The organism is Bifidobacterium sp. (assembly GCF_050874245.1).
GTDB lineage: Bacteria > Actinomycetota > Actinomycetes > Actinomycetales > Bifidobacteriaceae > Bifidobacterium.
In genome coordinates this window covers 1-21,906 of sequence record NZ_JBNMKH010000037.1, presented here as the reverse complement: position 1 = coordinate 21,906, position 21,906 = coordinate 1, and the positions used below count along the sequence as shown (strand labels likewise).

Below are 21,906 nucleotides of genomic sequence, written 5' to 3'. Positions count from 1 at the left end.
AGTACATGGTCTGGTATCGGGACAAGCGGATCAAGACGGAGTTCGGCATGAGCATCATGGACCGTCGACGCGAGCTCGGTCTTGTGGCATGATTGGTGGTGATGGAATCAATGACGAGTCCAACAAAACGGCACCAGCCCCAAGTGCTTACTTTTGTATCACTTCACCTCACTTTTGGTACCAAGAGTGTTAGTTTTCAATCTCTTTGGTCTTGCTGTCAGGCTAGAACTTCCTTTAAAGGAAGAAGGCTCACATGAGTATCGAGTACAGACGGAAGATGAAAAAGCGCGCGAAGAAGGGCGACGGTCTCCCCCACTCGATTACGCCGGCGATGATCGCACGCGCAGAGAGGGCCATGGCTCGCAACAAAGCCAAAATCGATGACGGGGACACGTTCCGGGCGCATCAGACTTCCAAACGCGGTGCGCCATCGTCGAAGCGCAGCGGAAACTACTCGTGACCGGAATAGGCAAACCACGACGGAAAAGCCGATGGCTCAGCTTTCCATCATGCAATGAAACCGTGGCATACGAGCCACACTTCCAGGCATGTAGTCTCTGCCTGAATTCTCAACGATCGCCCATCGTCATCGGATATCACAAAGCGATGTCGCCAAGTGCCGGAACATGATGCCTCTCTTTAGCTCTCAACGATTGAGAGCGTCAGAGATGGACGATATAACAGTCATAATCACCCTTGACAAGGAGGCCGAAGATGGCCGTCTATCTGGATATGGAAACCAGTACGGAGAAGAAATGCGAACTAGTGGATTATTCTGAATTCACTCTCGCCCAACTGGAACGCACATATGGATACCGTGAATTCAGACCAGGTCAATTCGAGGCGATCAACGCCATCGTGAACGGCAGGGATCTGCTTGCCGTCATGCCGACCGGCAGCGGCAAAAGCATCTGCTATCAGCTTCCGGCAACACGTCCGGGAACATTCTCCATTGTGGTCTCACCCCTGCGCGCATTGATGCATGACCAAGTACGTGCCTTGCGCGAGCACAATGTACGCGCCGCTCTTATCGACAGCGAAATCGCTTTCAACGAGCGACGACAGATATACCAAGAAGCCTTAAAAGGCAACATACAACTGTTGTATGTGACGCCGGAACGACTGCGGATGTCCGAATTCCTCAATTTCGTACGATACGCCAGAATCGACCTGCTCGCAGTCGACGAAGCACATTGCGTGCTGCAATGGGGCTACGATTTCCGACCCGAATATATGCAAATCGGCAAATTCATCAATAGGCTCTCCCACCGTCCTGTTGTCGCGGCATTCACCGCGACGGCCACGCCGCGGCAGATACCCCAAATCGCGAGAGGACTGAACCTGATCCAGCCCATTTGTGTCTCCACCGGGTTCGATCGGCCGAACATCCATTTCAGCACTGTTCACATCAGGGATGAATCGCGATTGGATTTCATCATCGATTGGGCTGACTGTTCTCAAGGCAGCGGCATCGTGTACTGCAATACCATCAAGGCTTGCGATGTGACGGCCGAATGCCTGTGCGAGTTTGGAATCGACGCGAAAGCTTTCTATGCTCCCATGGACGGAGTGCGGAAAAACGAGATTCAGGACGGATTCCTCAAGGGATCGCCACGTGTGATCTGCGCGACCACAGCATTCGGCATGGGCATCGACAAGCCTGACGTGCGTTGGGTCATCAACAACGGACCATGCGACAGCATCGAAGCGTTCTACCAGGAAGCCGGACGTGCCGGACGTGATGGCAGACCGGCCCAAAATGTTGTTCTGTGGAATGATGCCGATTTCGACGACTGGTCTCGACGGCATTCGAAAGATGCCGGAAGCGCGATCAGAGATCCCAGAACCAAGGAACTGATTAGACAGGCGACAATGGACCGACTGGAGTCAATGCGCCAATACTGTACGACGCGTTCCTGTCTGAGGAGCTTCATCCTCACCTATTTCGGAGACAACGCACCGGAATCCTGCGACAATTGCGGCAATTGCAATAGAAAGAGAAGACAGGACCACGCCCGTCGAAGAGCCTTAGAGAGGGAAAGAGCCAACGAAAAAATAGAGATCTTCGAGGAAATCCAAGGAGAGGAACCCGCACCGGTTGAGGTGCCCGACACATCAATGGACTCCACCATCATCGGCTTCATCGAAGAAGAGCAAAAACTGTTTGGCCATGGTGAGGCTTTAGGCCCAACGATACAGGCTCTCAGAGGTATTCAAGGAAATCTGGAACAGGTCGAATTGGAAGGGTATGGCAAGCTTTCCGATCGGAATCATGAGGTTATACGCAAGCGAATCAAGGAATTGATTGGATGCGGCCGGCTCGCTTGCGATTCTGAAAATCGGATCATTTCACCCGGTTCGAGGTAGCAGTCACAATGAGCTCCATCTTCTAGTGATGCCCTTGAGGAAGGTTGGCACGTTTTAGTAATTCGCATTATTACGTGCCGTCGCCATGTCAGATGAATTTTAGGCATCTCCGAAAACATTTTGCCACAGCGTTTATAGACATCTGTAGGGCGGTAAAATATATATCCCCCGAGAAGAAATGAAGGAGTCCAACATGGGTGATGAAAACAAGACTGACGCTCCTAGCCCTCAGCCTCAACCGACGAATGCCCCGTATAAGGGAAATGATTCAGTACCGGTGCAACAGGATGGTTGTCCGGCTCCTTCCACGCAGAATCATGTTGACGGCATCCCGCCGGAACAGACTTTCCAACCGGCGCCAAAATATGGCGCTTATGCTCCAGCACAGCCATCGGCACCTATTCCAAATCAGCCTGTTCAACAAGTTCATAATCCTCCTATGAATAAGCCGAAACAGGACTGGTGGTTGAAAAAAGTAACTTTGAAAGTCTGGCAGCTCATTCTTTCATTGTTTGGAGCTTTCTGCGTCGGAGCGATAGTCCTCTTTGTGATTGAGCTTTGTGCTCCTAATCCAGAAAACACAGCAAATACAGCTGACTCTGCAGATAAGACGAGTTCATCTCAGTCCGATCAATGGAATGGAGTGGAAGCTCCGAAGTCTGATACTGGAAAGACCAAGGAATCACCGAAACAGGATATCCAGTCCAACAAGATGGGTGAAACCAGTTCCAATGGTTCTCTCACGATGAAGCTGAATGCGACAAGTGAGCCGGCAAGCGTGCCTCAGGAATGGAATGGAACGCAACCGGATTTGACTCCTGCGGCCGGCACTAAATTCTTCGAAGCTGACGTGACTGTGACCAATAACAGTCAGAAGCCCATTGACATTACTTGTTCGGCGCCATTGGATATCAAGGCGGTCAATGACAAAAACCAACAGTATTCCACTATTGATGATCTGTTTAAGATTCCTGGTAATCCGGAATGCAACGCGCAGCTGCAACCCGGTATGGCCTCTGATGTGAAGTACGTGTTTAACATGCCATCCGATACCAAGATTATTGCTTTAGCTTGGGAGGACTGGACCGATCTTAACAATATATCGTCTGATTACTCGTACTTCATTCTTGATGACAACTATCATGTCACATCCAAGTGAGGCAATATTAAACGATAATTTGCTTGGAATAGCAAAACGCTCGTAATCGGAATCGGCCATGGGTCTCAGCTTTCTTCATAAAAGCTGAGACCCTTTCGTTTTTGCCGGTATTCCGGTTTTCATTTCCTTCGTTCGTTGACGATGGAAAGCAATGCATCCACGATTTCTGGCTTGCCGGCCAACACGTAGTCCTCGAGCCCCGGGCTGAACGGCAGCGGGCAGAATTTCGCGCCAACACGCAGAATCGGCGCATCGAGATACTCGAATGCGTGCTCGGCCACACGCGCCGCGATCTCACCACCCACTCCACCGAGCTTGATGGCCTCGTGCGCGATGACCAGCCTGCCGGTCTTCTTCACGGACTTGTAAATCGTATCCATGTCAAGAGGAGCGATGGAACGCAGATCGATGACCTCCACGCTCAGTCCGTACTCGTCTTGGACCTGCTGCGCGGCCTCCAACGCCTTGGACAGCATCAACGAATACGACACGAGAGTCACGTCCGTGCCCTCGCGCACGACCGCGGCTTTACCCAGATCGATCGGCTCGTCGTCCAACGGCACGTTCCCCTTGACCGGGAACAAAGCCTTGTGTTCGAAGAAGATCACCGGATCCGGATCCTCGATTGCGGCCTTGAGCAGAGCCTTGCCGGTACGCGGGTCGGACGGGACGACCACTCGGATGCCGGGAATATTGGTGAACCAGGTCTCCAACGACTGCGAATGCTGTGCGGCAGCATGGCTCATCACACCGTCCGGAGCCCGAAGCACCAGGGACATGTCGGCCTGGCCGCCGAACATGTAATGCGCTTTGGCCATCTGGTTGAGGACCTCGTCCATCGCGATGCCGATGAAATCCGCATAATGCAGATCGATGACCGGTCGAGCGCCCGCGATTGCCGCGCCCACGCCCGCGCCGACCAGCGCGGTCTCGGAGATTGGGGTATCCAGGACGCGGTCGCCGAACTCGTCCTTCAGTCCCGCGAACTGTCCGAAGATGCCGCCTTGCTTGGCGATATCCTCGCCATACACGAACACGCGGTCGTCCGCGCGCATCTCCTCAATCATCGCCTCACGCGTGGCCTCGCCGAACGTAATCAGTCTCTGTTCACTCATCGATTCTCACCTCTCCCGCATACACGTCCTCCAAAGCTTCCTCGGGCTTGGGGAATGGGCTGTTCTCTGCGAATTCGAGCGCGTCCCTGAACTCCTTGTCCAGTTTCCTTTCGATTTCGTCGATGTCGTCCTGCGTGAGGACGCTGTCAACGAGCACCCTTGTGCGGAACCGTTCGATCGGATCATTGTGCTCATGCACCTGCTCGACCTCCTCCTGGGTGCGGTAGCGCTGCGGGTCGCCCAGGAAGTGTCCTTCGATGCGATAGGTCTTGCATTCCAAAATCGACGGGCCTTCGCCACGGCGCGCCCGGTCGATGAGTTTGGCGGACGCGTCGCGCACGGCAAGCACATCATTGCCGTCCACGCTCACGCCGGGGATGCCGTATCCGGCGGCTCTGATCGACAGATAATCCACGTTCTTGATGTCATCGAAGCGCGTGGTCGACGCCCACGAGTTGTTTTCGCACACGTACACCACGGGCAGCTTCCACGACGCCGCGAGGTTCACGGCCTCATGGAACGTGCCGCGGCTGGATGCGCCATCGCCGAAGAAGCAGACCGCGACTTCCTTGCCGTGACGCTGCTTGACGGCCAGTGCGGCGCCGGTCGCGATGTTGAAACCGCCGCCCACGACGCCGTTCGCGCCGAGCATTCCTACGCTGAAATCGGCCAGATGCATGGAGCCGCCCTTGCCTTTGCAGTAGCCCGTCGATTTGCCGAACAGCTCAGCGAAGGAACGGTCCACGCGTGCTCCCTTGGCGAGGGTGTGCCCATGACCACGGTGGGTGCTGGTCACATAGTCAGCGCGCGTGAGGTTGCTGCACACGCCCGTGGCCACGGCCTCCTCCCCGATATACAGGTGGGCTGGTCCCACAATCTGCTTGCCGTGCAGACGTTTCACCGTCTCCTCGAAACGCCTGATTCTGCGCATCGTCGTGTACAACTCCACGGCCTGCGGCTTCGTCAATGATTCATCCATCATGTGACCTTTCCGATAATCCGAGAACCCAAAAACCATGTGGGAATCCGTTGCGAAAAATATGAATGGCAATGGGGTTATTCAGCAATGCTAAATGAGAAATGAAAAAGAAACAGGTGTTTAATATACCTTTTCTTTATCGGAAACTATCAAACTTATATAAGTACTGGATATGATAACCGGTTCAAAAATAATGTTTGAACCTACCTATAGTGCCGAAAATTGCAGACAAAAGGTGTCTAACATTGTTTTTCTCACTATTTGGACAAGGGAATATCCAAGGTATTTATATCGCATTAAAAGCTGATTTTTTATATAGCAAACGTTATTTCGTACGACATTTGAGTTTGATAACACGTCATAACCCAATGAAAGCCCTTCCCTGGCCGGCGCACCTGCTTCGGCACGATGCCGGAATCGGTATCGTTTGACACCAACATCAAAACAAATTCCATCAACCGCATGAGAAGGAGCAATCATGACCCAGGATTCCGAACGTTTTCAGAGAGGCCGTAAGAAACTTGAAGAGGTCATCGGCGGCACAGGCGAGGGAGTCGTGGATTCCTTCGCCGAAGTCGCCCCGGACCTGACCCGCTACATCGCCGAGTTCCCATTCGGCGACATCTACTCACGCCCGGGCCTTGACGTCAAGTACAAGCAGCTCGTGACCATCTCATCGCTTGCCTCCCAGGGTGACACGGCTCTGGCGCTTAAGGTCCACATCAACGGGGCGCTCAACGTCGGCTGGACACCGAACGAGATCATCGAAGCGTTCCTCCAGCTGCTTCCCTACGCGGGCTGGCCGAAGGTCCAGAACGCGGTGAGCGTGGCGGAACAGGTATTCAAGAGCCGCGGCGTTGCTCCGACTTGGGACAACGAGTGACGAACCGGACCGGAGAACGATAGAGAGGAGCCATACATGAAGAGGAACATCATCGGAACCATTGGAAAGACGATCGCAGTCATCGTGTCGGCTGCCGCGCTGCTGTCGACTGGCGCCTGCGGGTCGGCCAACGCCTCCGACAACGCGGACACGAAGAACGTCATTGTAGGTGTCTCGCCGATCTACGCCGAACTCGCCAACACCATCAAGGACCAGTTCGACAAGCAGAACAAAGCCGAAGGCAAGACACTCACGGTCAAGGTGTTCGACGACTTCGTGACACCAAACACGGCCGTGGAGGAAGGCAGCATCAACATCAACTTCTTCCAGCACGGCGTGTACCTCAAGGAATACAACAAGAAGCACGGTAACAAGCTCAAAGCATACGATCCCAACGGTCTGTTCAGGTACTACATGGGCATCTACTCGAAGGACCTCACCAGCCTGAATCAGCTCAAGGACGGAGACACGGTCCTCATCCCCAACGATTCCGCCAACCGTGGCAGGGCTCTGAAGACGCTGGCGGCCAACGGACTGCTCAAACTGAAGAGCGGCGTGGATATCCCTGGCGTCCTCGACGTCGAATCGAATCCGAAGAACCTGAAGCTCACCGAGACCGACACCCTGAAGGAAGTCAAGTCCCTCGGAGACGCGCAGGCGGCAGTGGTCAACGCGATCAGCATGGCCCAAGGCGGATATGAGCCGACCAAGAACCTTGGAGTTGAAGACAAGGCGGAAAGCGCGAAGTATTCACTTGTCGTCGCCTACAAGGACGGAAGCGGCAACGACAAGAACGCAGAACTCTTCACCAAGGCCGTGGAGACAGACGCGGTGAAGAAGGAAATGGCGAAGGAGTTCAAGGGCGCGGTCGTCCCGTTGTGGTGAACCGCATCCGTAAGGACATTCCAGAACCATCCACGGCAAGGAGAATCCCATGATTGAGATCAAGGATCTCAAAAAAAGCTACTCGGGCACACCAGTGCTCAAGAACGTGAGCCTGAAAGTCGACGATGGACAGATCGTCGGCATCATCGGACGGAGCGGCGCAGGCAAGACTACCCTGCTCCGGTGCCTCAACGGCATAGAGCCTTACGATTCCGGTTCGATTACGGTGGAAGGCAGGGAAGTCTCCGAAGTGAAGTCCGGCAAGGAACTGCGAGAATTCAAACGGAACATTGGTCTTATCTTCCAGCATTTCGCCTTGATGAGCCGCAAAAGCGTGTATGACAACATCGCGATTCCAATGAGGTTGTGGCATTACAGTTCCTCCGATATTGACGATACCGTCAAGTCATTGGCGAAGACCGTGGGGCTCGAGGACCATCTTGATTCCTACCCCAGGAACCTGTCCGGCGGACAGCAGCAGCGCGTGGCAATCGCGCGCGCTCTGACCCTCAAGCCCAAGACTCTGCTGTGCGACGAGGCAACGTCCGCACTGGATCCGCACACTACGGATTCCATTCTCGATCTGCTCCGCAAAATCAACGAGGAACGTGGCATCGCCGTCATCATGGTCACGCATCAGATGGAAGTGGTGCGGCGGATCTGCCAGAAGGTCGCCGTACTCGACCAAGGAAGTGTCAAGGCGTTCGATTCCACCAACCGTATTTTCATGCATGGCGGCTCCACCTTGGATGATCTCTTTGGTACCCGAGAGGAGGAGGGAACGCTTCCGGAATACGGCGTGAACATTCGAATCACCTACGGTCCCGATCATGTCTACGACCAGTTCCTTGCTCAAATGGCGCAGTCCCTCGGCTTGGGATTCTCGTTGATTTGGGCGAACACGCAGAAATACCGTGATGACGTGCTTGGCTCCGTGATTATCAACATCAGACAAGAGGATTTCGCTCGTTTCGAAGCATATCTGAACGAGCATGAAGTGAATTGGGAGAAGCTATGAGCTGGCAGGAATGGCAGAACGCATGGGACAGAATCATACTTCCGGGACTGGGATCGACATTCTACATGGTGCTTATCGCCACGTTGCTGTCATCGGTCATCGGTCTTCTGCTCGCCATCGTCCTGACGGTCACCGGGAAGAACGGATTGCATCCCAACAGGCTTGTCTACGGAATTCTTGACTTCATCGTCAACATACTCAGATCGTTCCCGTTCATCATCCTCGCGGTTGCCATCATCCCGCTCAGCAGGATTCTGGTGGGAACGTCAATCGGTGAAGTGGCTGCCCTGGTCCCTCTCACCTTGGTGGGATCCCCGCTGATGGCCCGACTGTTTGAAGGTAGCTTCGCTACTGTCGACAAGGATTTGATCGCCGCCATCCGCTCGTTCGGAGCCTCTGACCTGCAGATCATTCTGAAGATAATCATTCCGGAGGCCTTGCCATCCTTGGTGTTCAACGTCACTCTTGCGATGATTTCGATTCTTGGATGCACCGCCATGGCCGGAGCTGTCGGCGCCGGCGGTCTGGGAGCGGTTGCCATCACTTACGGTTATCAGGACTTCAACGACACAATCATGTATGGAACGGTCATCATCCTTGTCGTCATCGTGCAGATCATCCAATTCATCGGCAATGCGGTCCACAAGGCGCTGGTCAGATAGCCATGCGCGGGATAATCAAAGAGAATCCCGGCCAGGGGGCACGTCTCGTCGATGACCTTCCGATCCCATCACCAGCCGAGCATGAGGTGTTGGTGAAAGTCACCGACGCGGCGGTCTGCGCGACGGATAGGCACATATACGAATGGACCACTTGGGCGCGGAAACGTGTCACGCCGCCCTGCATTCTCGGACACGAAGTCGCCGGAGTGATCGAGGGAATCGGGAAGGACGCCAAAGGCACCGTTGGTCAGAAGGTCGCTTTGGAAAGCCATATCCCCTGTCATTCCTGCAATCAATGCCGACGTGGTAACGGGCACCTGTGCGAGAACTGCGGACTGCTCGGCGTCAACCGTCCCGGAGGTTTCGCGCAATATGTCACGATTCAGGATGATTGCATCTTTCCGCTTCCCGATTCCTTCACCGGACGGCAGACTGCGCTGATGGAACCATTGGGCGCCGCCGTGCATGGAGTGGATCGTGCCCAAGTGCAAGGAAAACGGATTGCTGTTCTCGGATGTGGACCCATCGGGTTGATGACCATCGGAGCGGCAAGACTGTCAGGAGCTTCGCTGGTGGTGGCCACGGACGTCATCCCGTCACGATTGGAACGTGCCAAGGCCATGGGAGCCGACATCACGCTTGACGTAACCGATCTGCATTCAAAACGTCTCCAAGAGATAAGGCAACTGCCCGAATTGGATGCCGTGATCAACTGCTCCGACAGTGTCGAAGCCATCCTCGGCGGACTGCGAAGCCTGCGTCGAGGCGGAACATTGGTGTCGACTGGTTTACCGCAGACCACACTGACTTTCGACATCTCCGAAGAACTGCTGTATCGAGAGCTGACGCTGAAGGGTACTTCCGGAAGAGCGCTTCCACAGACTTGGGAGCATAGTCTCTCGCTTGTGAAGCAGGGACTTGATTTGGCACCGGTGCTGGGAAAGGAATATCCCCTGTCCGAGTTCGATCAAGCCATAAGACATTTGGTCGTCGGTCTGCCAGGCAAGCCGACATTCCATATAGATTAGGCGAACGATAAGAAGCGAAAGGAAAAACATGGCAATAGATGGACTCGATGAGGAGCGTCACGACCAGCGTTGGGAGGGACAGCGCGCCCTGGTGACCGGATCAGGACAAGGCATCGGCCGGGCAGTCGCCCAACTGCTCGCGAGCAAGGGCGTGAGGGTCGCGGTCAACGACATCGTGCCCGAACGCGCCGAAGCCACCGTCGAGCTCATCACCCAGGCGGGCGACGAGGCGTTCACGGCCCCCGGCGACATCGCCGACCCCGACACCGTCGAACACGTCTTCCAACAGCTCGACGAACACTACGGCGGCATCGACATCCTCGTCAACGACGCGGGCATCATCATCAAGGACACGCTCGACGACACGGACCTGGAACGGTGGAACCGGATCCTCGCGGTCAACCTGACCGCCGACTTCCTGACCATCAAACAGGCCGTCAGACGCATGAGGACGCAGCACTACGGCCGCATCGTCAACGTGTCGTCCATCGCGGCGAAGCACGGCGGCGGCTACCTTGGCGGCGTCGCCTACGCCGCCACCAAGGCCGGCGTGGCCGCCCTCACCCGCGGCGCGGCCAGGGAGTACGCGCCGGACGGCATCAACGTGAACGCGGTCATGCCGGGACTCACCTACACGCCCATGACGGCCGACATGCCGGATTGGAAACGGGAGGCCGTGGAGAAGGCCGTGCTGCTGGGACACGGCGGCCAGCCGTACGACATCGCACGCGCGATCGTGTTCCTCGCCGACCCGGAATCCGGCTACATCGACGGAGAGACCCTCGACGTGGACGGCGGCACCAGCCTCGATTGATCCTTGGCATGCGGACATCAATCGACGCGATCGGCATGATGTTTTTTAAAGGCCTGTCGGCTTGAAGGCAGGCCATAAGGAGACATCCAGTAAGGTGTTGCATTCTTATCTCTTGGGACTTGCTATGGCATATATAATGTGGATACCCGTTCCGCAGTGGATGAGCACAGTAGCCCGTAAAAGGATGCGAAAGCGTCGGCAAGGAGAGCGTCATGGACAACCAGCTTTTCCACCCGATCATTCCCGAAGGCATGCATCTGGCCAAACCGCATGATAATCCCAACGCGGTCCTGGGATCGCTTTTCGACGAAGGCAACCATCTGTACGGGCAGGCCCGTTGGGAGATCGCGGATGCTGGAGACGAAGACGATAGTAGAGCCCCGTACGCGGCATTGGCTGTTGGCGTTCTCATCGGCGCCGCAACGGTCGGAACCGCAGTCTATCTAGCGAAGAACGAGAAGGTCAGAGGAGTATGGGACAGGACCGTCGGACATTGGTGGAACCATGCCGTAGCGCCCGCCGCAAATAAGATAAAAGCAAGACTGTTCCATTCGAGGAATGACGGGAATAAATCCGTCCGACCCGTTGCTTTGCTAACGGATGGTTCGGAGAACGTGGACGGCTTCTCCAAAGAGGTCGATGACGCAATAGAGGACTGCCGTCTGAACATGGACAGCGAAGAAGCTCAAAACCGTCTTCTTGTCATCATGTACAAGGCGATGGATCTGGCCAGGGAGATTCGCGCGCTTTCCGAGGCGAACATCCGGTATGCCGCCTCCGATAAGGAAAGGGACGAACTGCAACGGACCATGGAAAAACTGGCAACCCAGGACATGGCGGACATTATCAACAAGGCTTTGGAACGCAATATCCCTCTGCTCGAGCAACAGAAAGATTCCGACGCATGGTCGGACATTCTAAAGGAAATGACCGATGGCGAAAAGGTCATGCAGGTGGACAGAAAATCACTGCAGTCCGCCCTGGCCTTGGAACCTCGTCGTGTGCCAGTGGAAGGGCCGAATCCTAAAAATGGACAAGTGCACGAGCATTCTTAATCTATTCAAAGTCGGCGGCGTTTTGACGTGGCCCGTGTAACAGACTGTAGACGGAATCGGTACGTTTGACTGTTTTGGGATTCGAATAGAGCACCAAAACAATCTGACCCGATTTTTGCCATAGGGACTCCCGTATCAGCTCCGCAAACCTGATGAATTTCCGGTTGCAGCATGCAATGCCATAGGAGTTCTGTATGGCCGATTTATGTGGGAATCATAACGTTTATCGTGAACATGTCGTCATTGACGTCGAAGGTGACACTTCCACCGAGTTTATTCGCCGTCATTTGGATGCTCTTCAATCCGAATCCGTGCCAAGCTTTATCGGGTTTGGTCGTTTCGATCGGACTGCCTTCAGAGACATGGTTTCTTGGATCGCAATAATTATCGCAACGTATGATCAGGAACTCGTTGTTCTTACAGGCTTTCAGATCAATGACCCTCAATGGCTGGCGTAATGGTTCCACCGCTTCGATGGCGTTATCGAGGATGTTGCCGAAAATCGAGTACAGGTCGATGGAGTCGATGCCAAGGAACGCCTTCCCGTCAACAAGGTAAGAAAGGGAGGCTCCGATACGATGGGCGGCCATGATCTTATCGGTGAGTATCACGTCTAGCGCGGCATTGCCAGTATGGGCGACCATGTCGTAGTCCTCGACCGATTCCTCCAATGCGTCCAACGCTTGGCCGGTCGGCATCGTCGCGGCCGAACTACGAAGCATGTCAATCTGTTTCCTCAAATCATGGCTCTTCACGTTGATTAGGTCGATTGCGTCTTGGCTCAATTCGTAATGTTGCCGGTCGAGACGCCACATCCGTTCCATAAATTCGGCTTCATGACGCCAATGCGACTGCACGAGCAGTCCGGATTGAATTGCCAGAGACAACGCCGAACACAAGATCGCATAAACCAGACAGATCACACGTGTAGGCTTGTTCCCCAATGGCAGATACATCCATTGCGCGAAACTGATTATCATGGTCACAGCCAAGATGGTTGAAGAGATCGCGAACAATGATGTGTCGGCGATATGTTCATCTTGGTTCCGCCTGAACGACCAAGCCATGAGCAGGGACGCTGGAATGGCGACGATGGGATATTCGACGAACATGATGAGAGGCTCGGTCAGTGGCTGACGATTCAGAGGAATGTTCGCAAGGTAAACGATGCTTTCGCAACAGTATTGCAACGCATAAGCGGCAACGCCTCTGAACAACACCTCACGGTCGCGTATGTCCAAACAGATTCGAATGCCCACTATCAATACGATGAATATAGCGAGGAATCGCAGGAGATCCGCCCAGCCATTGAATTTCTGAGTACTGATCAAAAAACCTATGGCCAGATACGCGAACAACGAAATTGTCAGTCTTAACGGGAACCGGCTTTTCCGTGGACAATTCCATAGTAACGGAATTGCTGCGATCAATAGTTCGAGCACGAAATTCGGGCCGGTGAACAGATTCATGGAGCTCATCCCATCATCCCCATATACGAGACGAGGGAATTGATGAACTGCTTTTTCTTGGATCGGCTGATGGGAAGTGTCCGCCCTCCAAGAAGCACATTATCGCCTTTCACTCCTGTGACATGTTTGGGATTAACCAGATAGCAGCTGTTGCAACGGGTGAAGTGGAACGGCGCGAGCTGCTCCTCGACCGCTTTTAATGTGCCGTATGAGACGATTTCCCCTTGCGCAGTATGGAAAACCACCTCATGGCGGATGACCTCCACATAAATTATGGAAGAGACCGCGAGTCGGGTCATGCTGCCACGACCGGATATTGTGATAGTCGCGTCTTCCCGTCCCTCGATATGTGCCAGGATTCGTCTCATTTTCAACGCGAACACTTCCGCGGAGACCGGTTTGATGATGTATGCGATGGCGTCAACGTCGTAGCCTTCGGCAGCCAGACTGGCTACTTTGGTCAGGAACACCAGAGGCACGTCCTTATCGATTTGTCTGAGCAGGCGTGCTGCGGCCATGCCGTCATGCCCTGGCATTTCGATGTCCATGAACACCAAATCCCAGATGGGACGATAATCATCCAGAAAAGCATCAGCATTGGCAAACGAATCGGCTTGGTATTCAATGCCCATGCGCATCATGTACGCCGAAAGTTCGGCTAGGAGCTGCTCGAGATCCGAAGGCGTATCCTCCACGACGGCTATACGCAGCATGTTCCTCCTTCGGCGTGCCATGGCCATCACACATCCAATGCGTCATCGCATTCGTCCCATGCCTTCCCGCCACAATCAATTGTAACGTCGCCGAGCGGAACGCCATGAAGGAGACATGACCAGTTGTGTCGCAGAACCAACGGGATATGTTGTTCCGATTCATGCCATGACGGGGACGGAAATAATCGAGCGTATCGGTATCAACGCTGTACCGTCCCCGAAGTCAGAGAAAGGGTAGACATGATAGGCATCAATATGAGCGATGTCATTTCCGTCATCCAATCAGTCATGCCACAGCTGATTGCGATTGGCGTGGTATTGGTCATTGCTGCGATTATCACCTTCGCGGTGAATAAGAAAACGGTGAAAAACGAGGCTGTCCGCAAGCTTGTGCATTCCGAATCCTGGATTGTCGCGCTGATTGCTTCCGCTGTAGCGATCTGCATGATGATGTTCGGACCGCTGTCCACGCTGCTCAACAACGCGAGCGTTCATAAATACCAACTCTCCGATGGAACCGTCGCATCCGCGAACAAGCTTGCCGAGGAAGTCCAGACCGAAGCCGTTACACTGTTGAAGAACGACAACTCCAACCTTCCGCTGGCCAATAAGAAGGTCAACGTGTTCGGCTGGTCCTCCTCGAATCCGGTCTACGGCGGATCCGGATCAGGATCCATTTCCGACCAGTACAAGAAAGTCTCCCTCCTGGAAGGCATGAAGCAGGCCGGTTTCAAAACCAACGACGAATTGACCAAGCTGTACACCGACTACCGCAAGGACCGTCCGGTCTCCCAAATCTGGTCGGCGGATTGGACTCTGCCCGAGGTTCCGGCCAAGCAGTACTCCGACAAGCTGGTCTCCGACGCGAAGGACTTCTCCGACGAAGCCGTCATCGTCATCGGACGAGTCGGCGGCGAAGGAGTCGACCTGCCGACGGACATGAAGGCCGACGGCATCACCTACAAGAACAACTCCAAGGACTACGAGGACTTCCAGAAGGGCGAGAGCTTCCTGCAGCTGTCGAAGACCGAGCGGGACATGATCGACCTGGTCACCAGCAACTTCAAGAAGGTGACTCTGGTCTACAACGGCGCGAACACGTTCCAGTTCGATTTCCTGAAGGACTATCCGCAGATCAAGTCCGTGGTGTGGTGCCCGCCTGCGGGCCAGACCGGCTTCTCCGCCCTGGGCGAGGTGCTCGCGGGCAAGACCAACCCGTCCGGCAAGACCTCCGACACGTTCGTCAAGAACCTGAAGCAGACTCCGACGGCCAACAACTTCGGCAGCTTCATGTACGACAACGTCAAGGAATTCGTGCAGCACAGCAGCTTCGGCAATAATGACGTCTCCCCGTCTTTCGTCAACTACTCCGAGGGTATCTATGTGGGCTACAAGTTCTATGAGACCGCTTCGGATGAGGGTCTGATTGATTACGATTCGACCGTGCAGTATCCGTTCGGCTATGGCCTGTCCTACACGTCGTTCGATCAGAGGATGGGCGATGTGAAGTACGACGCCAGGTCCGGCAAGGTCAGCTTCGACGTGACCGTGACCAACACGGGAAGCAAGGCCGGCAAGGACGTGGTCGAGGTCTACTACAACCCGCCGTACACCAATGGCGGCATCGAGAAGGCTTCGGCGAACCTGGTCGATTTCGAGAAGACCAAGGAACTGCAGCCGGGCGAGTCCCAGAAGGTCACAGTCGAGTTCGATGACGACGACATGGCGTCCTACGACTATAAGAACGCTAAGGCGTACGTGTTGGAGAAGGGCGACTATGCGGTCTCCATCCGTTCCGACTCGCATCACGTGATCGATTCGAAGGACGTGACGGTGAAGGACACCATCACGTACGACTCCAAGAGCAACACCCACAACGGCGACAAGACCGTGGCGACGAACCAGTTCGATGATGCTGCGGGCGATGTGACGTACCTGTCCCGCGCCGACCACTTCGCGAACTACAAGGAAGCCACCGCCGCTCCGGCCAGCCTCAAGATGTCTGACAAGGCCAAGGAAACCTTTACCAACAATGGCAACTATGATCCGAAGAAATACGATAACGCCTCGGACAAGATGCCGACTATGGGAGCCAAGAATGGTCTGAAGCTCAGCGATTTGACTGGCAAGGACTATGACGACGCCGACTGGGACAAGCTGCTTGACCAGCTCACCTTCGACGACATGGACAACCTCATCGCCAATGCCGGTTTCGGCAACGCGCGCGTGAAGTCCATCGGAAAGATCCAGCTCATCGACGCTGACGGTCCGGCGGCCCTGAACAACAACTTCACCGGCGTCGGCTCCATCGGCTTCCCGAGCTCCACCGCATTCGCCTGCACGTGGAACCGAGATCTTGCCAAGCAGTTCGGCAAGATGATTGGTCAGATGGCCCACGATATGCACGTCACCGGCTGGTACGCACCGGCCATGAACATCCACCGTTCGGCCTTCGGCGGACGCAACTTCGAGTACTTCTCCGAAGACGCGCTCCTCTCCGGAACGATGGCGTCCAACGAGATTGCCGGCGCCAAGTCCAAGGGCGTGTACTCCTTCATGAAACACTTCGCCTTGAACGATCAGGAAACCAACCGCAACAGCATGCTGTGCACCTGGTCCAACGAGCAGGCCATGCGTGAGATTTATCTGAAGCCGTTCGAGATGAGCGTGAAGGAAGGCGGCACCCAGGCCGTGATGAGCTCCTTCAACTACATAGGCACCACCTATGCAGGTGCTTACTCTCCGCTGCTGAACAACGTGCTGCGCGACGAATGGGGCTTCCGTGGATTCGTTGAGACCGACTATTTCGGAAACTTCGACGTCTACCAGGATGCCGACCAGGAGATCCGCAACGGCAACGATGCGATGCTGTCGACCATGAGCACCACCAATCATGTGGAAAGCAAGTCCGCTACTTCCGTGAAGGCGATGCGTCAGGCTGCGCACAACATCCTGTATACCACGGCGAATTGCTGGATGTACAAGGACGGTCAGGCCAAGGAGGAAACCCCGATTTGGAAGACCGCGACTTATGTCGCCATAGCAGCCATCGCCGTTCTGGTTGTCGTCCTTGAGACAACGACCATCAGAAGATTTATGGCACGACGCAAGTCGACCATAACAATCTCACGTTAGTAGGGGAAGACTCCTCATCCCTGATTGCGTGATCTGCCCCAAGCGGGGGCATCCCTTTGGATGCCCCCGCTTTTTCGTATCTATTTAGAATGAAACGATGGAAGTGCCAACCATAGGAAACGCGGCATGCGCGAACGAGGTCCATCGTATGACGGACTAGACTTGGACGAATCCGAGAATCGTCGGACGACCACACGGATGTGGTCCAAGAAAAGATGGAGCATTCGGCTTCACTGACGTGCAAAGGGAGCATGAATATGACGGAAATCGAAGATGTTTTCGACGAGCGTTACCCATTGGACAGGTGGAAGGATTCTGGATACTCGTTCATGGACAAGTTCTCCATGAAGGGACGCAAGGGATTCGTGACCGGAGCCGCCGGCGGTTTGGGACGTAACGCCGCAGCCGCACTGGCACAGGCAGGAGCGGATGTCGCTCTTGTCGACTTGCCTGCCAAACAGGAACGACTGGAAGAGCTCGCCACCGAGATAGGCGCGCGCTTCAGAGTGAATGTCATCGCGGAGTCATGTGATGTCACCGACCCGTTGCAGGTCGCAGACCTCAAACAGCGGCTCGTGGATCACCTCGGCACAGTGGACTTCGCATTCCTCAACGCCGGGGTCAACGTTCCCGGTGACGACCAGGACGCCACCGAAGAGGTATGGACCAAGACCATTGAAATCAACCTCAACGGCGCATACCGCACCGCGCGCATTGCCCATGAAATTATGCGCGAACACAACCACGGTGGTTCGCTCGTGTTCACTGCGTCCCTGTCCGGGCACAACGCGAACTACATGATGGGAGGCCCTACTCCGGTCAACGCGTATGGCGCTACTAAGGCCGCCATCATGGAGCATTCCCGGTACCTCGCCGCGGCGCTGGCCCGCTACGGAATTCGTTCAAACACCATCTCCCCCGGCTACGTGTGGTCCGGCATCTTCAACGGTCGCATCGACATGGCCGGTCATGACGCGATGCTTGAGGTCGTGCCCATGCATCGCTTCGGCATGAATGACGAGATCGCCAGCGCGGTCCTGTTCCTCGCCAGTGACGCGTCCTCCTACGTAACCGGCACCGACCTGCGAGTGGACGGAGGATACAGCGTGTTCTGACAGAATACGTCTACTAAAGAGCATGAGAGCCATGGGCGCTTCCGTTCATGGCTCTCATGCTCTTTGCAGGCTTTTAATATGCTCTCTAGTCCTTATCATCCTCCAAAAGCTTACGAGGATTCGACACGTGCAACGCGTCACAAATACGAATCGCAACATCAAGACTCATACCACTAACCTTACGTTGGCCGGTCTCGAACGCGCCAACTCGCTGCTGACTCAACCCTGCTTTGTCGGCGAGCTGCTTCTGTGTCATGCCGCGCTTCAATCTGAGTTCCCTCAAACCCATGTCAGTATCCTTCCGTAAGAAAATCCACAGGGTCGCATTGCAATGCTTCAGACAATCGCAGCGCCGTCCGCAAATACATTTGCGACACCGGGCGACCATTCGTCTCGAAACGAGAGATCGCGGGCTGTAGGATGCCGCTCAATCCAGCCAAATCCTTCTGCGTCAGATGACGGGCCTTGCGGATGTTCTTCAATCCGACGACGCCAGCGGACACGCCGCCACGCCACACATGCTCATCGGGATACAAGTCCAATACGTTGCAATGCAACGCCTGAGCCAGCTTCGCAGCCGTCCCAAGATACATGTTGCGAGCCTCGTCATCGCGATTCTCATACGTCCACAGACGCGTGAAAGCCGCGCCGGTCAACGCATCCAACTGCTGCAACGTCAACCCTGAACGCTCACGCAACTCATGTAGTCTCATGGATTCCTCCTTCCAAACTCCAGCGTGTCCCATCGCGGATATGACCCACCCGTAACTAGGATAAGGCGTAACCGTGGGACGTCGTGGTTTCAGGGAAGGGAGCGGCATGTACAAGGCGATCGAAGTTATTCCGAAGAGCTCCGCATCGCGGCTTGTCTCCGCGGACGAAATCAACGACAAGTTCCACGGCGATGTGCCAAGGATGATTCGGTTCGTATGCCCGTACTGCAACCGTCCCGTGAACAGCTGCGCGATGCACACTCCCAGGAAGCACATGAGAAACGCGCGGGCCGTATCACCGTATTTCCGCCATCAGAAGAACGACCCTTGGACCCTAGCCTGTCCAGAACACAGTACCGGAGCCAATGGCGGGACGCTTGTGTTCCACGCTTCGCCTTCCTTGCCGATGTTCCTGCACAAGCGTCCAGACGGCATGTTCGACATCGAGATTTCGGTCCATCCTCATCCTACTGGCCGGGAACCTATCCAAGGCAAGGATGATGTGTTATTCGAAGGCAAGATATACAGGCCTGCGCAGTGGATGCGTTCGGGATATGACCGTATTACGCTCTCCTCACCAAATCCAGACTTATCAGAGATACATGTTCCCCGTCATCTCAAACGAACCCTTGGCTACGTGGAGAATGGCGGAAATATTCTGATATTTACCGATATTTATGGATCAAACGGAGGAAAAAAGATAAGCAGAGACACCGCGCTGCATCCAGACCGTTCATACTACATCGTCGCAAAACGCGATGCCATGAAAGGAATCAGAGTAAGTTTCGACCAGGCGGCAGAATGCGGATGCCTGGCAGGCAACCGAGAACTTATAGTGCGACGAGTACAAGTACATGAGGGATCTCCGAAATGTGATTCCGCATGCCGCTGGCTATACCAATACGGTTATACGTTATCTGAGATTGATATGGCAGCCCATCCGGTATGGCCTCCAGTCCTTCGTTCAAGCGGCGTAGATGAACCGTTGTTCAGGAATTCGAACATGTTCTATAAGACACCATACATGATGACTGCGGAGAAGACTCCGGCCAGGCCTAGGAGCATCGCCTATGGTTCCGTTAATGGTGACGCACGCGCAGTGAAAGTCATCGGCTTAGGCAGACGCTCTGCTATCCAAAAGGCGTTAGAAGGGGATTGTCTGTTCATTCGTTTCGGCGAATACCAAGCTTGGAATGCCCTGATTGTAGTCAAGACGGATATGCGTGGGCTTAGTCTGATGCCCGCGCCAGACGATTCTTCTGCAAGCGGAATGGGAGTCGAAACTCATGCCATCAACGAACGTATGGGGAAAAATCCCAATAAAAAGAATGGCACATCCGAAAGCGAAGATGAGGACCTAGTGCTTGGCAGCGAGATTGCACGCTATACGCAACGCGAAAAGCCTCGATTCGGTGAATATTCAAGAGCATCGGTGTGCATGGTGCGATATTCGCGAGATGGGTCTTTAGAGGGTTTCCAAAGAATCATGGATTATATCGGGCAAGGCAAATTCAAATGGACTTTAGGCCACATTGACGGGCCAGTAGAGTTCACACGCTGTCGCCCAATATCCAAAGAAACCGGACAGACGATGCCACCGCAGGAAATCGAAACAACCGGAATGAAATCGGATTTCGTTCTCCTGCGATGGACTCCTGGGCTTAATAAGTACGTCCTGCCGTTTGCCGACCCGACACCTGGTTTAGTTAGGAATTGTCCGGCCTTCTATGAAGCCATCGATTTGACTGAGGATCGTTACAACCGCGAGAGCCAGATGTCTCGATTGGACGAAGGCATCCGTTATGAAGGCCATCCTACGGAACGCGTTCTTGTCATATATAAACATGATGAGGATGGACAGCTTTGTACGGTATTGCTGGACAGGAAGGATCTCGTAATTCGTGGCGGCGTCATCAAATTAGGAGATACTGCCAAGGCGTATTCGCCATCATTAACCGTGGATAGCTCTCTCGTAAGGATTATCAGCAAGGGGTCATCACAAAGAATGATCTGCACGACGGGCAATCCTCGTGACCGACGTATTGGAGGATTCGTGCGGTTGCGTCCGCAATGGAATTTGGCGGAGCAGTACATCCGGTGGCTTCATGCAATGCATCCGGAACACGAGAATTCAGGACGATTCACATCCGAGGAATCACTCAGGGAATTCATGAGTCCCCTGTACGACGATTCGCTGCGCGAAGAGGTTCTTGCCAGAGCGTCCATGGGGAAGGCAAATGGAAATAACCCGCATGATTCCTACGATGATGTACTTCGGGAATAGTCTGAATCATCAAGCAGATCAAAAGGATTGGGATGAATAACAAGGAACCGATTTTTAAAGACGCAATCTTGAAGGGGTGAGAGGAATGTCCAAAAACCTTGTGGACTCAATCGCCGGCGATTTGGGGATCTGCAGTGTACAAACAGAACAAAAGAATGAATATACCCGCCGGATTCAATATACGGCATTGCGCTATTGGATGATGGCGTACACATTGGACGACGGTTTTGGTGGCGCATACGGCGTATCCGAAAAAACCGTCATACGGAAAGCGGAGCGTTGGCTGAACGAAATGGAGGAGATGCATCTCCCTGAGGGAAAGACAAAGCCCCTATCGCAGAAGGACTACAGAGACATATGTCGGACGATGTTGTGGAATATGATTGCAATCGGCGATCTCGCAAAAACGTCTGACAACATGGTTCGATGCGTCGAGGGACACACGGTTATGTTCGCACCGGGAATGAACGCAATCGTCGGTTTTAACGATCCAACCATTCGACGGCACAATT

Annotated in this window: 20 protein-coding genes; 14 read left to right on the top strand and 6 right to left on the bottom strand. The window is 54.4% G+C overall.

All coding sequences use genetic code 11. The features are described 5' to 3' along the window. The first annotated feature begins 253 nt into the window (after positions 1-253). From ACR0P8_RS05605 to ACR0P8_RS05595, 3 genes are all read left to right on the top strand, one after another. The gene (locus ACR0P8_RS05605) at positions 254-460 is read left to right on the top strand and encodes a hypothetical protein (protein ID WP_432624188.1); all 207 of its coding nucleotides are present in this window, start codon (positions 254-256) and stop codon (positions 458-460) included. A 254-nt stretch (positions 461-714) separates the two neighbouring features. Then, the gene (locus ACR0P8_RS05600; RefSeq protein WP_432624187.1) at positions 715-2,367 is read left to right on the top strand and encodes a RecQ family ATP-dependent DNA helicase; all 1,653 of its coding nucleotides are present in this window, start codon (positions 715-717) and stop codon (positions 2,365-2,367) included. A gap of 193 nt (positions 2,368-2,560) precedes the next feature. Beyond that, entirely contained in the window at positions 2,561-3,526 is a 966-nt protein-coding gene (locus ACR0P8_RS05595) for a DUF4352 domain-containing protein (RefSeq protein WP_432624186.1), read from the top strand. A 119-nt stretch (positions 3,527-3,645) separates the two neighbouring features. Here ACR0P8_RS05595 and ACR0P8_RS05590 read toward each other — a convergent pair whose 3' ends face one another. Further along, complete coding sequence (locus ACR0P8_RS05590; RefSeq protein ID WP_432624185.1) at positions 3,646-4,641, bottom strand: alpha-ketoacid dehydrogenase subunit beta; 996 nt, start codon at positions 4,639-4,641, stop codon at positions 3,646-3,648. Next, positions 4,634-5,623: a thiamine pyrophosphate-dependent dehydrogenase E1 component subunit alpha gene (locus ACR0P8_RS05585; protein WP_432624184.1), complete on the bottom strand. Its 990-nt coding sequence runs from the start codon at positions 5,621-5,623 to the stop codon at positions 4,634-4,636. Before ACR0P8_RS05585 ends, ACR0P8_RS05590 begins: the two co-directional genes overlap by 8 nt. Before the next feature lie 475 nt (positions 5,624-6,098). Here ACR0P8_RS05585 and ACR0P8_RS05580 point away from each other — a divergent pair, with 475 nt between their 5' ends. The 7 genes from ACR0P8_RS05580 to ACR0P8_RS05550 all read left to right on the top strand — a co-directional run bounded on the left by ACR0P8_RS05580 (position 6,099) and on the right by ACR0P8_RS05550 (position 11,965). Next, entirely contained in the window at positions 6,099-6,503 is a 405-nt protein-coding gene (locus ACR0P8_RS05580) for a carboxymuconolactone decarboxylase family protein (protein WP_432624183.1), read from the top strand. Between the two features lie 36 nt (positions 6,504-6,539). Further along, positions 6,540-7,388 (top strand): MetQ/NlpA family ABC transporter substrate-binding protein, encoded by an 849-nt coding sequence (locus ACR0P8_RS05575; protein ID WP_432624182.1) that lies wholly within the window; start codon positions 6,540-6,542, stop codon positions 7,386-7,388. A 49-nt stretch (positions 7,389-7,437) separates the two neighbouring features. Next, positions 7,438-8,406 carry a methionine ABC transporter ATP-binding protein gene (locus ACR0P8_RS05570; RefSeq protein WP_432624181.1) on the top strand — a complete coding sequence of 323 codons (969 nt, stop codon included), beginning with the start codon at positions 7,438-7,440 and terminating at the stop codon, positions 8,404-8,406. Next, on the top strand, positions 8,403-9,068 hold the full coding sequence (locus ACR0P8_RS05565; RefSeq protein ID WP_432624180.1) for a methionine ABC transporter permease: 666 nt from the start codon (positions 8,403-8,405) through the stop codon (positions 9,066-9,068). The genes ACR0P8_RS05570 and ACR0P8_RS05565 overlap by 4 nt, the downstream gene beginning before the upstream one ends. Before the next feature lie 2 nt (positions 9,069-9,070). Continuing rightward, positions 9,071-10,096: an alcohol dehydrogenase catalytic domain-containing protein gene (locus tag ACR0P8_RS05560; RefSeq protein WP_432624179.1), complete on the top strand. Its 1,026-nt coding sequence runs from the start codon at positions 9,071-9,073 to the stop codon at positions 10,094-10,096. A 28-nt stretch (positions 10,097-10,124) separates the two neighbouring features. Then, a complete protein-coding gene (locus tag ACR0P8_RS05555) occupies positions 10,125-10,910 on the top strand; it encodes an SDR family NAD(P)-dependent oxidoreductase (RefSeq protein ID WP_432624178.1) in 786 nt (261 codons plus the stop codon). A gap of 212 nt (positions 10,911-11,122) precedes the next feature. Continuing rightward, positions 11,123-11,965, top strand: a complete 843-nt coding sequence (locus tag ACR0P8_RS05550; RefSeq protein ID WP_432624177.1) for a hypothetical protein — start codon at positions 11,123-11,125, stop codon at positions 11,963-11,965. Positions 11,966-12,168: 203 nt separating this feature from the next. Here ACR0P8_RS05550 and ACR0P8_RS05545 read toward each other — a convergent pair whose 3' ends face one another. Together ACR0P8_RS05545 and ACR0P8_RS05540 are read right to left on the bottom strand one after the other, a co-directional pair. Next, positions 12,169-13,434 (bottom strand): ATP-binding protein, encoded by a 1,266-nt coding sequence (locus ACR0P8_RS05545; protein WP_432624176.1) that lies wholly within the window; start codon positions 13,432-13,434, stop codon positions 12,169-12,171. A 5-nt stretch (positions 13,435-13,439) separates the two neighbouring features. Then, on the bottom strand, positions 13,440-14,147 hold the full coding sequence (locus ACR0P8_RS05540) for a LytR/AlgR family response regulator transcription factor (RefSeq protein WP_432624175.1): 708 nt from the start codon (positions 14,145-14,147) through the stop codon (positions 13,440-13,442). Positions 14,148-14,387: 240 nt separating this feature from the next. On the opposite strand from ACR0P8_RS05540, the gene ACR0P8_RS05535 reads away from it, so the two are divergent. Together ACR0P8_RS05535 and ACR0P8_RS05530 are read left to right on the top strand one after the other, a co-directional pair. Then, positions 14,388-17,282 (top strand): glycoside hydrolase family 3 N-terminal domain-containing protein, encoded by a 2,895-nt coding sequence (locus ACR0P8_RS05535; protein ID WP_432624174.1) that lies wholly within the window; start codon positions 14,388-14,390, stop codon positions 17,280-17,282. 257 nt (positions 17,283-17,539) lie between these two features. Beyond that, positions 17,540-18,397, top strand: coding sequence for an SDR family NAD(P)-dependent oxidoreductase (locus tag ACR0P8_RS05530; protein WP_432624173.1), 858 nt, complete (start codon positions 17,540-17,542; stop codon positions 18,395-18,397). A gap of 85 nt (positions 18,398-18,482) precedes the next feature. On the opposite strand, the gene ACR0P8_RS05525 is transcribed toward ACR0P8_RS05530, so the two are convergent. Beyond that, positions 18,483-18,686, bottom strand: coding sequence for a helix-turn-helix transcriptional regulator (locus ACR0P8_RS05525; RefSeq protein WP_432624172.1), 204 nt, complete (start codon positions 18,684-18,686; stop codon positions 18,483-18,485). 1 nt (position 18,687) lies between these two features. After that, positions 18,688-19,110, bottom strand: coding sequence for a helix-turn-helix transcriptional regulator (locus tag ACR0P8_RS05520; protein ID WP_432624171.1), 423 nt, complete (start codon positions 19,108-19,110; stop codon positions 18,688-18,690). A gap of 106 nt (positions 19,111-19,216) precedes the next feature. Between ACR0P8_RS05520 and ACR0P8_RS05515 the strand changes: the two genes are divergently transcribed. Both ACR0P8_RS05515 and ACR0P8_RS05510 read left to right on the top strand, forming a co-directional pair. After that, complete coding sequence (locus ACR0P8_RS05515; RefSeq protein ID WP_432624170.1) at positions 19,217-21,394, top strand: hypothetical protein; 2,178 nt, start codon at positions 19,217-19,219, stop codon at positions 21,392-21,394. 85 nt (positions 21,395-21,479) lie between these two features. Beyond that, positions 21,480-21,906, top strand: a 427-nt coding sequence (locus ACR0P8_RS05510; protein WP_432624169.1) for a hypothetical protein, incomplete at its 3' end; no start/stop codon positions are given.

What these genes read in the sequence shown, in the direction of transcription:
- ACR0P8_RS05605 (WP_432624188.1), top strand. Translation starts at nt 254, where the DNA reads ATGAGTATCGAGTACAGACGGAAGATGAAAAAGCGCGCGAAGAAGGGC.
- ACR0P8_RS05600 (WP_432624187.1), top strand. Translation starts at nt 715, where the DNA reads ATGGCCGTCTATCTGGATATGGAAACCAGTACGGAGAAGAAATGCGAA.
- ACR0P8_RS05595 (WP_432624186.1), top strand. Translation starts at nt 2,561, where the DNA reads ATGGGTGATGAAAACAAGACTGACGCTCCTAGCCCTCAGCCTCAACCG.
- ACR0P8_RS05590 (WP_432624185.1), bottom strand. Translation starts at nt 4,641, where the DNA reads ATGAGTGAACAGAGACTGATTACGTTCGGCGAGGCCACGCGTGAGGCG.
- ACR0P8_RS05585 (WP_432624184.1), bottom strand. Translation starts at nt 5,623, where the DNA reads ATGATGGATGAATCATTGACGAAGCCGCAGGCCGTGGAGTTGTACACG.
- ACR0P8_RS05580 (WP_432624183.1), top strand. Translation starts at nt 6,099, where the DNA reads ATGACCCAGGATTCCGAACGTTTTCAGAGAGGCCGTAAGAAACTTGAA.
- ACR0P8_RS05575 (WP_432624182.1), top strand. Translation starts at nt 6,540, where the DNA reads ATGAAGAGGAACATCATCGGAACCATTGGAAAGACGATCGCAGTCATC.
- ACR0P8_RS05570 (WP_432624181.1), top strand. Translation starts at nt 7,438, where the DNA reads ATGATTGAGATCAAGGATCTCAAAAAAAGCTACTCGGGCACACCAGTG.
- ACR0P8_RS05565 (WP_432624180.1), top strand. Translation starts at nt 8,403, where the DNA reads ATGAGCTGGCAGGAATGGCAGAACGCATGGGACAGAATCATACTTCCG.
- ACR0P8_RS05560 (WP_432624179.1), top strand. Translation starts at nt 9,071, where the DNA reads ATGCGCGGGATAATCAAAGAGAATCCCGGCCAGGGGGCACGTCTCGTC.
- ACR0P8_RS05555 (WP_432624178.1), top strand. Translation starts at nt 10,125, where the DNA reads ATGGCAATAGATGGACTCGATGAGGAGCGTCACGACCAGCGTTGGGAG.
- ACR0P8_RS05550 (WP_432624177.1), top strand. Translation starts at nt 11,123, where the DNA reads ATGGACAACCAGCTTTTCCACCCGATCATTCCCGAAGGCATGCATCTG.
- ACR0P8_RS05545 (WP_432624176.1), bottom strand. Translation starts at nt 13,434, where the DNA reads ATGAATCTGTTCACCGGCCCGAATTTCGTGCTCGAACTATTGATCGCA.
- ACR0P8_RS05540 (WP_432624175.1), bottom strand. Translation starts at nt 14,147, where the DNA reads ATGCTGCGTATAGCCGTCGTGGAGGATACGCCTTCGGATCTCGAGCAG.
- ACR0P8_RS05535 (WP_432624174.1), top strand. Translation starts at nt 14,388, where the DNA reads ATGATAGGCATCAATATGAGCGATGTCATTTCCGTCATCCAATCAGTC.
- ACR0P8_RS05530 (WP_432624173.1), top strand. Translation starts at nt 17,540, where the DNA reads ATGACGGAAATCGAAGATGTTTTCGACGAGCGTTACCCATTGGACAGG.
- ACR0P8_RS05525 (WP_432624172.1), bottom strand. Translation starts at nt 18,686, where the DNA reads ATGGGTTTGAGGGAACTCAGATTGAAGCGCGGCATGACACAGAAGCAG.
- ACR0P8_RS05520 (WP_432624171.1), bottom strand. Translation starts at nt 19,110, where the DNA reads ATGAGACTACATGAGTTGCGTGAGCGTTCAGGGTTGACGTTGCAGCAG.
- ACR0P8_RS05515 (WP_432624170.1), top strand. Translation starts at nt 19,217, where the DNA reads ATGTACAAGGCGATCGAAGTTATTCCGAAGAGCTCCGCATCGCGGCTT.